The sequence below is a fragment of the Sulfuricella sp. T08 genome, assembly GCF_000971475.1.
GTDB lineage: Bacteria > Pseudomonadota > Gammaproteobacteria > Burkholderiales > Sulfuricellaceae > Sulfuricella.
The window spans coordinates 18,068-29,946 of sequence record NZ_DF967520.1 but is presented as its reverse complement, the minus strand read 5'-3'; the positions used below and the strand labels follow the sequence as shown (position 1 = coordinate 29,946).

Annotated in this window: 10 protein-coding genes; all 10 read right to left on the bottom strand. The window is 53.3% G+C overall.

Annotation, left to right across the window (positions count from 1 at the left end):
- Window positions 1–33: 33 nt before the first annotated feature.
- The 10 genes from galE to gspL all read right to left on the bottom strand — a co-directional run bounded on the left by galE (window position 34) and on the right by gspL (window position 11,823).
- A complete protein-coding gene (gene galE, locus SCT_RS00195; protein ID WP_059417585.1) occupies window positions 34–1,062 on the bottom strand; it encodes a UDP-glucose 4-epimerase GalE in 1,029 nt (342 codons plus the stop codon).
- A 535-nt stretch (window positions 1,063–1,597) separates the two neighbouring features.
- Complete coding sequence (locus SCT_RS00190) at window positions 1,598–2,890, bottom strand: TIGR03790 family protein (protein ID WP_059417583.1); 1,293 nt, start codon at window positions 2,888–2,890, stop codon at window positions 1,598–1,600.
- Between the two features lie 569 nt (window positions 2,891–3,459).
- Entirely contained in the window at window positions 3,460–4,308 is an 849-nt protein-coding gene (locus tag SCT_RS00185) for an ExeA family protein (RefSeq protein ID WP_059417581.1), read from the bottom strand.
- A 2-nt stretch (window positions 4,309–4,310) separates the two neighbouring features.
- Complete coding sequence (locus SCT_RS00180; protein ID WP_059417579.1) at window positions 4,311–5,174, bottom strand: CpsD/CapB family tyrosine-protein kinase; 864 nt, start codon at window positions 5,172–5,174, stop codon at window positions 4,311–4,313.
- Between the two features lie 7 nt (window positions 5,175–5,181).
- The gene (locus SCT_RS00175) at window positions 5,182–6,936 is read right to left on the bottom strand and encodes a Wzz/FepE/Etk N-terminal domain-containing protein (RefSeq protein WP_059417577.1); all 1,755 of its coding nucleotides are present in this window, start codon (window positions 6,934–6,936) and stop codon (window positions 5,182–5,184) included.
- Window positions 6,937–7,012: 76 nt separating this feature from the next.
- Window positions 7,013–8,278: an outer membrane beta-barrel protein gene (locus SCT_RS00170; RefSeq protein ID WP_059417576.1), complete on the bottom strand. Its 1,266-nt coding sequence runs from the start codon at window positions 8,276–8,278 to the stop codon at window positions 7,013–7,015.
- 45 nt (window positions 8,279–8,323) lie between these two features.
- On the bottom strand, window positions 8,324–8,977 hold the full coding sequence (locus tag SCT_RS00165; protein WP_202812090.1) for a polysaccharide biosynthesis/export family protein: 654 nt from the start codon (window positions 8,975–8,977) through the stop codon (window positions 8,324–8,326).
- A gap of 277 nt (window positions 8,978–9,254) precedes the next feature.
- Window positions 9,255–10,055 carry a type II secretion system protein N gene (locus tag SCT_RS00160; RefSeq protein WP_059417574.1) on the bottom strand — a complete coding sequence of 267 codons (801 nt, stop codon included), beginning with the start codon at window positions 10,053–10,055 and terminating at the stop codon, window positions 9,255–9,257.
- Window positions 10,052–10,549 carry a type II secretion system protein GspM gene (gspM, locus tag SCT_RS00155; RefSeq protein WP_059417572.1) on the bottom strand — a complete coding sequence of 166 codons (498 nt, stop codon included), beginning with the start codon at window positions 10,547–10,549 and terminating at the stop codon, window positions 10,052–10,054. The genes SCT_RS00160 and gspM overlap by 4 nt, the downstream gene beginning before the upstream one ends.
- Window positions 10,546–11,823, bottom strand: a complete 1,278-nt coding sequence (gspL, locus tag SCT_RS00150; RefSeq protein ID WP_059417570.1) for a type II secretion system protein GspL — start codon at window positions 11,821–11,823, stop codon at window positions 10,546–10,548. The genes gspM and gspL overlap by 4 nt, the downstream gene beginning before the upstream one ends.
- Window positions 11,824–11,879 lie beyond the last annotated feature (56 nt).

Sequence of the window (11,879 nt, the reverse complement as noted above, 5' to 3'; positions counted from 1 at the left end):
CATAGACCTCATCATTCCTCCAGGATTGCGCACTCAGGCGTAACCCTCTGGATTGCCTACCTGCCAGCGCCAAGCATCTTCACACATTCTTTCAACACCGAATTGCGCCTTCCAGCCAAGCAGGCGTTCAGCCAAGGCGGGGTCGGCATAACACGTTGCAATATCGCCGGGGCGTCTGTCCACAATTTTGAATGGCACTGCACGGCCACTGGCTTTTTCGAAGGCCCGAACCATGTCCAGCACGGAATAGCCATGTCCCGTTCCCAGGTTGACCGTAAGCGGCTGGCTCCCTTCCCACCCGTTCAATGCCTGCAACGCCGCAAGATGGCCTTTTGCCAGGTCGACGACGTGAATGTAATCACGCACGCCAGTTCCATCCGGTGTGAGGTAATCGCCGCCAAACACGTTGAGGTGCGGGCGACGCCCCACTGCTACCTGGGAAACAAAGGGCATCAGGTTGTTGGGAATGCCGTTCGGGTCTTCGCCAATCAGGCCGCTTTCGTGTGCGCCAACGGGATTGAAGTAGCGCAGCAATGCTACCTTCCATGAAGGATCCGAGAGGACGAGGTCGCGCAGGACATCTTCGATGATCAGCTTGGAACGGCCGTAGGGGTTGGTGGCTGAAAGCGGAAAGTCTTCACGAATCGGCACTGTGGCCGGGTTGCCATAGACGGTGGCGGAGGAACTGAAGACGATCTGCCGCACGCCGGCTTTACGCATGGCGAGGAGCAAGGTCAGCGTGCCACTGATGTTGTTGTCGTAGTATTCGAGCGGCTTTTCCACCGATTCGCCCACCGCTTTGAGGCCGGCGAAATGGATGACGGCTTGCGGTTTCTCTGCTTCAAAAATTGTTGATAGCGCTGCTCCATCGCGCACATCGGCTTCATGGAATGATATTTTTTTGCCAGTGATGCCCTCCACGCGGCGTAGCGCTTCGCGCGAGCTGTTGCACAGGTTATCCACCACCGCAACGTCAAACCCGGCTTCAAGCAGCACCAGACAGGTGTGAGAACCGATGTAGCCGGCGCCTCCAGTAATCAATATTTTGGGATTTTTTGTCATTTTTCTCATTCTCTAAATTCAATCTGAGCTTGGTCGTTTTTTCCGGCTACTGCTGGCATCCGAAATCCGTAAACAAGTTCACCACCTTCCCCCTTTAGCAAAGGGGGATTGAGGGGGATTTAGCAGAGTTGGGCTTGCCGCCACCGTTAAATCCCCCCTTCCCCCCTTTTTAAAGGGGGGTATCCCGCTAGTTTAACTTGACTGACTACTAGCGATGTTTGCTCTTGCTCGTTCCGCATGACACCTTCCAGCGCATCCCATTCAAGGATGCACAGGCATGACGGTACTCAGCCATGTAATTCTGTGTGTTCACCAGATGCAGTCTTTGCTGGTTGGACAGTATCTGCGCAAGCGTTTCCGTCAAATGTTGGTTATTTTGATAATGACGGAAACCCTTTTATTAACAATTAAATTACCACCGGCAGAGCCGGCGGCTTATTGGGTGAGCGCCTCAAAGGCGCCGAAAACCCATCCGCCGTCCAAGGCGGCTGCAATCTTTGCCTCCCCCTTTTGCAAAGGGGGATACCCTTACTTGCTACAGCCTCGCCGCATCCCCACCCGGTTCCGGCACAATTCTGTAAAACAGGTTTTTCGCATTCCTCAGTTTGATTTCCTTCAAGCCGAATCCGACACGAACATGCCTTGCCACGGGATGCGATGGGCCAATGCCTGAATCCGCACCAAGTACCGCATAAAACCCCGGTGCCAAAGCGTGGGTGCGTATCGTCAGTTCGCCATTGTTGAACGATACCTGGTTGCCACCATAGGGATTTGCCAGCGGTTCCCCGATAAAAATACCCTGGCCGGGCATCGCAACGCTTTTCCAATAGGCTTCGATCAGAGTTTCGCCGCTGGTGTAGTGGCCCACCAGTACGCCCGGATGCGGAAATTTTCCCAGGTAATTGCACGGTTCGACTACCGCACCATAGCTGCCGGTCGCTCCCGCCTCCAGCCAGCGCAGGCTACTCATCTGGGCACTGTCAGTAAGCTGACCGCCAGCGGAAGTCAGGTGATCGGCAATCGCTCCGGGAACGAATGTATTGCTTGTTAGCTTGGCGACCTGCGTCATGCCGGTGAAATAAAATAGCACGTCAGGCTTTTTCTCGATGTAGTCCTCCTTGATCTGTTCCAGCTTTACTACACGTCCGAGGTAGCGGCGTAGCGGCTCGAAACCCGCCGCCCTCACGTTGCGGTTCTTGTCGCTGGTGTCCACCAGATAGCCTGTGCCTGCCGGATAGGTGCTGTCGGATTGCACACCGCGGTCGATCAGCTTTTTCACTTCCTCAAAACTCGATCCCGCCAGGCTGATGGTCGGGCGCAGGCCGAAATCCCTGAACGGTGTGACACTGGTCGAATCAAAATAGGGGTTGGGTTTCGTTAACGCACAGCCATTTGCACAGAATTTTTTGTCAAACCCGGCGGCAAACGCAGTGGTGATAGACATACAGTCGACGCGGTAAGGCTTGGCCCAGGTAAGTGCAAAGGCCTGCACCTGCTGAGGCGTTTTGGCATCGACCATTGCCTTGATTCTGGCGAACTCGGTCTGGCTCATCACGGTTGAGCCAGGAACAAAACTGACATGGATCATATTTCCGTCCGGAATGCCGCGCCTGGTCTTGTAGTATTGGGCAATTTCGACACTGAGCGGGTCGGCGTCATTGACGACCACGGCGAGTTCATCAGGGCCGAGACTGGTTTTGGGGAAAATGACGGTGGGTGCCGACACGTCGGAAGACGAATCGGCCCTGTCTGGCGCAGCATAACCAGGCGATGCGCAGAACAAAGACAGCGCAAGGATAAGAGAGTAGCTTACGTTTCCCTTTGGCACGATTGCTTTTTATTTCCTATTAAAAAGTACTCGCATGGTTCGTTGTCACCTGAAAGAGCCACTCCCTCTCCCCCAACCCCTCTCCCGCCAGCGGGAGAGGGGAGCAATGGCAGGGTAAATATTTGGAGAGGAGGGTGAAAAAACCAGTAATCAGTCACATTGAATCGCATGGATGCAGCACAGCCGCCTCCCCCTTTGTAAAAGGGGGATTGAGGGGGATTTGGCTTAGCCGGGACTTGCCGCCACCATTAAATCCCCCCTGCCCCCCTTTTTCAAAGGGGGGATGCCCCGCTATTTTAACTTGACGGACTACTAGTTATTTCTGCTTTTTATGGAACGTACTGCAGCTATTAATTTTTCATACAATTCAGTGTGCACCAGTTTCAGATACTGGATAACCCCGATATCGATCGCCTTGAATCCCGTTTTTCCAGGTTCTCCAACCGGATCCACGTTATTACTGTTAACAGCCGAGGGATTTTCCACGCCTTCCGGCCCGTAATTACCTGAAGCTGCTTCCTGCTTAAATCCGGATACACGCTCGGAAATTAATGCCGAATTGATTCCGGTCAGGAAATCGCTAGTCTTTTTTTTTCCTGCACAGGGAAAATGCCGCCCTTTTGCTTGTCCGCCGCCACGTCGTGCACGATTTGCGCGTCGATCTTCGCTTTTTGTTCCGCGAAGCCATAAACCAGGGAGGTGTCGCACAACAGGTTGATCAGTCGCGGCACACCCTGGCTATGCTGATAAACGGCATCACAAGCCGCATCGTCGAACAATCCAGGATTATCCACGCCGGCAATCTTGATCCGATGACGAATATAGGTTCGAGTTTCATCCTGATTCAGCGCCTCCAGATGGTAATCCACCGCAATGCGCTGGGCAAACTGTTCCAGATCGGGACGGCGCAGTGTGTCGCGCAGCCCTGCCTGCCCCACCAGAATCACTTGCAGCACTTGATCCTTGTCGGCATTGACGTTGGAAAGCATGCGCAATTCTTCCAGGGTTTCGGCAGACATGTTCTGCGCTTCGTCGACAATCAGGACGGCGCGCTTGTTCTGGCCATACTGCTGAACAAGGAAATCGAGGAAGGTGTGGAACATCTCGACCTTTTCCTTGCCGCGATATTCCAGGTTGAAGGCGAACAATATCCATTGCAGCAATTCGCCGAATGACTGATGGGTATTGGAGATCAAGCCAACGGTCACGTCCGGCCCCATCTGCCCCAGCAGATGACGAATCAGCGTAGTTTTGCCAGTGCCGATTTCGCCGGTGATCACGTTGAAACCCGCCTGATTCATCAGGCCGTATTCCAGCAGATCGAATGCCATCCGGTGTTTCGGGCTGAAATAAAGGAACCCGGGATCAGGAATGATGGAAAAGGGTTTTTCGCGAAACCCGTAAAAAGCCTCGTACATGCTCAGGAACCCTTACGCTTGAGGAAATGCTTGATCCAGCCGGTAGGTGTCTTGGAACGGGTGTCCGGTTCAAGGGATTTATTCAGCACCGTGCCTATCAGGTGGGTTGAATCAAGCAATCCGGCAGCGCGGGTAATATCCTCAGCCTTGGTTTTAGCTTCTTCCACCACCAGCAGGGCAGCATCCACGTAGGGCGAGAAAGCCAGCGCATCGGCAGCGGACAGCACGGGAGGAAGGTCGAACAGAACAATACGCGATGGATAGCGACTCTTGAGTTCCTGCACCAGTTCAACCATTTTCGGAGATCTCAGCATTTCCGATGAATTCAGCAGTGGTTTGCCACCAGGCAGAATCACGAAACGTCCGATCCCCGGATGTACCAGTATTTCCTCTAGTGGCGTACCTGCCGTCAGATAATCGCTAAGACCCGGGCCGTCGCGCAGACCGAAATGCTGATGTACACTAGGATGGCGCAAATCCGCATCAACCAGCAACACGGTCTGGTCTACTTCCATTGCCAGGCTGACGGCCAGATTGATTGCTGTCAGTGTTTTGCCTTCGTCCTCTCCCGGGCTGGTTACCGCCAGCGCATTCCATCCGTTCTCACGCATCTTCTGCAGCACCTTGGTACGCAAAATTTTATAGGCATCGGTAAAAATCCCCTGTTCGAAGCCGCTAACAATCCGCTGCTCGCGCAAAAAATCCCGGGAAACCTTAATGGTTCGTGTCTGCGTATATTCAATCAGATCAACCGTCTCGTTGCCTTTGGATATTGACGCCGCAGGCTGATTCGAGCCGCCGAACCCCTTGCCAGTATGGGTTCGCTCTTCCCTTGCTCTTTCAAGCGCTTCTCTTATACGTTCCATATCATCCTCAGCCTAACCATACATCCAGCTTGCGCATAATCATGTACCAAAGCACGTCAAGCGGTTGCCATAAAAAATGTATCGACAATAAAATCAGCGCAATTCCCACAATAGCTCCTATAACGAGCGATGTCTTAAGCTTTGTTTTTTTACTTCTGTCTTCGGAATTCTCCATGAAGGGAATCACCGAGAGTAGAGGCGCATTAAGCAAACCCGCCAGAACTTTCGAGCTCTTGATGGAACTATCCATACCTTCTAGCACGCCCGCATAGGCAAACCCGCCCCCCAGCGACAAAACCATACCAATCAACAGAATAGACGGCCGATTCGGGCTATTCGCCTTTTCTGGCAGTTGCGCTGGATCGATTAGCGAAAAGCGTTCGCCCTTGCTGTCTTTCTCCATCTGCTGCGCCACCTCGGCTTCCATCAGCTTGGCCTTGAATTCCTGATAACGCTTTATGGAATTCTCGTGATCGCGGCTCAAATCGAGATACTCGCGTTCGACTTGCGGCGCTTGCTCAAGGCGCGATTCATAGGATGCCATTTTCGCTTTCAAGTCGGCACGCTTGGTGCGCAATGTCTTCAGTTCGCTATTGGTCGACTCAAGTTGCGTTTGCATGGAAATATAGGCAGGGTTTTCTGGCTTCCTGAATTTTGGGGCATCGCTGCTGGTTGCCAACGTCTTTTTATGAGATTCTTCCAGTGCTGCAAGGGCTTTCTTCAACTTGACAACATCAGGATGATTATCCGAATATTTTTCGCGCATCATCGCCAGATCAGAGCGCATACGAGTCAATTGCTTGGCCTGTTCCTGCATATCGCCATCGCCGCCCGTTTCCTTTTTCAGCGCATCTATTTCCCGACGCATTTTGATTACATCAGGATGATCAGCTGAATAAATGCCGGACAGACTGACATATTGAGCCTGCAATGACTTGAGGCGCTCATCTGAATCGAGAATACGTTCCCCGCTGGCAGACGTCATCGGGCTGTTGGGCTTCAATTGAGACAATTGACCTTCCAGGTAAATTTTTCGCTCGTCAAGCACGTTAAGTTGCCGGTCTACTTCCATGACTTCAGAATCGGTGCGATCCCGCATCTGCATGTTAAGGCCAGCCAGTTCCGGCAGGCGGCCAGCGTTCTTTTCCTTGAATTCTGCCAGTTTAGCCTCGATTTCCGAGATGTGCTCGCTTAACCGGGCAGACTCTTCGGATAGAAACGTAGAGGTCTCACTTGTTTTCTGCTGCCGGGTTTTAAGATTTTGGTTGAGATAGAGGGTAGTCAGTTCATTCACGACTTTTTGCGCCCCAGCTGCCGTTTCGCTGTCATACCCCAAGGTAAACGCAATGGTAGCCACTGTATTCGCGCCGCTACGGCGGTCCCTCACATCAGCGCTCACCATATTGAGCTTGATATCCTTGCGCATCCGATCCAGGATCTCTTCAGTGGTCTCACGCTTGCGCTGCCGGGGATATAGATTGTATTTCTCGACAATCTGCATCATGTTGGCGCGGGTCATCACATGTTGGCTAATCACCTGGATGCGCTGATCCGCGTAGCTGGTTATCGTGGAGCGCACCATATCTACCGGGATTTCCTGTTCCTCGATCAGGATGGTTGCACTGGAGCGATAGACGGGAGGCAGCAATAAGGCCACCAGCACACTGATCACAGCCAGAATACCCGTAGCCGTCAGGATCTGCTTCTTGCGACGGCGGAATGCAACAAGATAATCCTTCAGGTCTGTTGTCTGCTCTTCCATGATTCCTCTTATTTCGTGATATCCGGGCGATGCGCCACTAGATTATTGTCAGGATTTTTCAGCCCCGGTTGTCATGCTACCGGGAAATGGCCTTTTTTGGCCAGTTATAGACCAGATTGAGATACACCACGTTCGCTGTCGTGGCATTGGTAACAGCATCTGATTCAGATCGCGCATAACGATAGCCGGCATCGAGTGTCCACCACTCCGTAAAACGCCAGTTCAATTTCGGCTCAAACGTATAATAACGACTGGCAGGAGCAGTTGCATCAATATACTTGGTACGGTACGCGGTCGCGTCGAATGAGCCCGTTAGCTTTTCCGTCAGACTCCTGTTCAGCGACACGCCAAATTTGTCTGTCTCAACCAAGCCGCTGCCACTCGCATTCGTGTCCCTGGAAGCAAACCCACTCACCGTAGACGATTCGAAGGTCTTCCCCAGATTGGCACTGAACGTAGTGCCAGCACTCTGAGTTTCACTTTTCACGTTCACCGGCGTCGCACAAGCCAAACCCAGACAGAGAGCCTGGCTTTGCTCTTTCATCGTTATGGTATTACGCTTTCCTAACGTCAACGAACCACGAAGCGTCTCTGAAAACGCATGGTCAATACCCAGTTGCACATTGCTCAGGTCAGACTTATTAAGAGTAGTGGTCGAAAGATAAAATGGCGATGGATCGCTAACCTTCGTCTCGGGCGCATAGTCCGATTTTGAATAATTCGCGGACAGACTCACCTGATCCTGCTCTGTCAAACGGTATTGCAACGTGCCGCCCACCTGCTGTGAAGTGTAATCGTTCAGGTTGTTGGTATGCGCGCCGTATTTTACTTCCTGATAACTGTAATCCAGATTGAGTGAACTTCGCTCCGTCAGGGTGCGCATCCAGGAGGGGCTCAGGCTAAGCGTGCTACGTTGGGTAAAATTCTGTGCAACACCCGTGGTGTTACGCTCGTCAGCGGTGGAATCCTGCTTATACGACACATTCATGGCCCAGGCATTGAGTTCCGACTGATAACGGGTGAGCAGGCTAAAAACCTGATCGTTGCGGTTTTCTACCTGAGGATCTCCGGCAAACTGAATAATGTTCAACTGCGCCAATCCACTGACTTCCGCCACCTCGGTGTTACTGCTCATCCTGATGCTGGGTGAAAGCCGACTCTGCCACACGCCGGGATGAGGCGATGTCACAAAACGAATATTGTCGTTGTATTCTTCGCGCAAGCTGACGGAAGGCTCGATCGACCACTCGGCTGCAACCGCGGCACCCGATGAAAAAAGGCAAAACAGCACGGCACAAAATGCAGGCGCCTTTCTCCAGTGCAGCGAATCAAATTGCTTCAACTAGTTAATCCTTCAGCCATCGGCTCGCTCAGATCCGCCTTCGACTCACGGCACCACTACCACGTCTCCGCCCTTAAGCTGAATATTCTGCCCCAGGTCTTCACCATTTTTCACGTCGGAATAGCGGAATGGGAACACGATGTCCTTGCCGCCTTCCTTGCGCATGATCTTGATGCCGTTCTCTGAAGCAAATGGCGTCAAACCCTTAGCCATGCTGAGCGCTTGGAGCACGTCCACATAACGGCCGGCGGGAAACTCGCCGGGATTATTCACTTTCCCGATAACAAAAATCTTGTTGCCGCCCACCTTCAGAAAGGCAATCGACACCACCGGATCAGGAATGAACTTTTCCAGGCGTTGGGCAATTTCTTTCTTCAACTGCCCCACCGTCTTTCCTGCTGCCTGAACCTCTCCAATCAATGGGAAAGACAAACCTCCATCGGGCCGAACCAGCGCTTCTTTTTTAAGGCCTTCTTCTTTCCATACAGAAATTTCCAGAACATCTTCCGGTCCGATCTGGTAACCAGAGTCCACTTCCTCGACAGCAGGTTCAACCTTCGCTGCCGCATCCATGGCAACGGACTCAACCTTCACAACTTCGGCCTGTGCCTGCTCTTCTGGCTGTTCTGCCAGTGCACCGAAGCTCAACATCATCCCAAGAGCGATGGAAAATAATATCCTTACAAAATTTTGTGTCATCTTGTCGACCTGTATTTATCTGAAAATATACCCAAGCAGCCCTGCCGCCTAAGGAACCCCTGATTAACCCCCTCTCCCCCTGCGGGAGAGGGTTGGGGAGAGGGGTAATGCATAATTTCTCACCCTCTCCCCAGCCCTCCCCCATCAAGGGGGAGGGTGCGTTGGACTTGTTCAGTGCTCCCTTGGTGCAAACATACTATCATTAGTTTTGTGTCATATAAATGACAATTCAAAACCGAAAATGGGAAAACCTCATTTTTATCACTCGTCCCTTTATCTATTTTCTCAACTTGAAATGAGAAATTACAATCTGGTAGACACCGTTACTCTGCTCGCTACCCAATAACCTCAGAAAATCACGCAATTCAGCTCTTTTTGACGGATCGGCTAACGCTGTACCACGAAAGCTCAGCCCGTCACTCTCCGACCATCCCCCTTTGCCAACCAGATGCAACACCCCCGATATCGTGGAAACGCTGATCTGCGCAATTTTCTGATCGCCCTGGATGTTCACCCGATAGTCACCGAGCGGATTGACTTGGCTCAAGCCCAGGGAGGCATTACGCCATTCCAGTTCAGCCGTACCACGGACGCCTTGCTGGCTGAGGGTAAATTCATCCGTGCTGATTTTCAACGCTCCATTCGGCTTCCAGGTTTGCCAGGTCGGCATGAATTCAGACAGGAGCGATACCGGCAAGGTGGCTCTCATCTGACGCAAGTGCAGCTTGCCGAATCCCGCTGCAATAATGCCACTGGAGTTGCTTTGCCCATCAGCCACTTCCAGCCTCGCCGCCAATTCCAGCTTCAACAAGGGTAAAAGAAGAATTTCCCAGTTGACGCTACCCATGGACCTAAGCCCGCCATCAGCCGTTTTGAGCATCAGGTTCCGCGCCTTCCCATACCATAACCCGCCTTCCGGCTGTACCAGGATAATCCGGTTATTGGTCAGACGCAGCAACATCCAATCCATCATGCTGGCGGGCGCAGTGGCAATCAGGCTTACCACGTACAGGCCGACCCCCGCCAGTGCGTAAAGCAGGCGGCGATGGCGCGGCAATACGGTTGCTTCAGACCTCATCCCGCTTTCCCGGCCAATACTGCTTTGATCCTGACCATGCCCGGTTGCGGCAATGCCTCGACCCGACAGGATTCCAGGCGTATCCGATATTGTTCCTGCAGGTGACCAAGCCATCTGACCCAGTTATCGAAGGGAACCGTGGCCATCGTGATGCTGATGCGTCCATCACCCTCGACGCTAACTTGACTCAAGCTGTCGCGCAGCTTGAAGGCCGCTGCCGAATTCTCAACTGCGCCGCGTATCCCGCCATTCGCCATTGAAGCTGATGAAGGCAGAGTTTTCAGCCTGACCACTTCTGCCGCGTTTAAACGCATCTGCTCTGCACTCACCCTTAACTGCGGCAGGTTGGCACGCAATTTCTGGCGATCATGAACGAGTGGCTGCCACACATAAAAAACCAGCACTACAACCAGCAACAGGCCGAAGCCGCCGCCGATCAGCCAGCGCTCCATCGGGGATGCCTGCATCCAGAACTGCTGAACTCTTTCCTTCACAAGCCATCTCCCCTCAGCATCAGGCGCACTATCGTACCGCCTGATTTTGGCGTTTCCACTTTTTCAATATCGGCCTTCATCCCATCAGACTGGAAACGGCTTCGAACTTGTCCAGGCGTTTGTGAGCCTTGCAGGTGCACATCGAGCCTCAGAATGCCATTCTCGTATTGCATGGACTGGATAGAAACCGACTCCGGCTGAGAGAGGATGGGTGCTGCTTTAGCCAGCACCGGCAGGAAATCCACCGGATCGGACAAACCCCGCACATGCCGCAACTCCGCAAGATTGCGCTGCATTTGCAGGGGCGCATCCACAACTGCCTTGGCCTCCGGAAAAGCCTGGCGGAAGGACTTTTGCATGTAGGCATCAAGCTGGCGCTTTTCATAATTCAGCATCAGCCAGTCGGCCAGGCCGCCGCCAAACTGCAGCGCAATAATAATGCCCACCAATATCATGGGAATGCGCAGGCGCTGCCGCATGCCCGACTCAAACCTCGCCGGGGTAAACTCGCCTTGCAGCAGGTTGACCCCTTTCTCCATGCCGTATGCAGCAGCAGACCAGTCCCACGCGCCAGTTACCTCAACCTTGACGTCCAACCGGCTTGCCCAGCTTTCCAGATCAGGCTGATCGGAGCCTTCGGCGAGTATTAAATTGATTTTTCGGAGAGCGCTGCCTTTTTCTGCAGCTTCCTTCGCTGCCAGCAACAAACCCAGGGGTGGAGCCTCGGCACTGCCGCCATCCAGAGACTGGCCCGACACCATGCCCGTGCGCACGAAACCTTCCCGCCCGTTCCAGACCACTGTCCACGTCCCCAGCGGCACTGCAGGCATCAGGGTTTCTGGCCACATTCGCCAGGGCGGCAGGCCTGCACTTTGCAACGCCCCGATGACGCGCTTCATCCAGGCCTTGTCGATCACCGCCACCACCGTTTCACCGCCGGGAAGCTGAGGCCCTGCAGCCACATGGATGGAATCGGGGTCGTACATCAATTTCTCTTCCACAATGTAGGGAAGCAGCTGGAACATTTTCCGGCGGTTACGCGAAGGCACTTTCACCTGTGCCAAAAGCACCATGCTCGCCGGCACCACAGCCTGAACGCTATCAGCCTTGGGCATGGCGACCAAAGGCCCTTCTCCGCGGCGCAGGACGGCCCCGGCCTGATCACGCAATACCCAGCGGCACGCCTCGCTCGGTTGCCCATCGGGTGAAGCAGACATCAGCGGAGAATCGTCACCGGTAAAGTGCTCAGGGATGTAAATCTGCAGAAGCGACAAGAATCTTCCTTTTAAAAAAATGGCGTCTCACCGCGAAGGACGCAAAGGATCGCGAG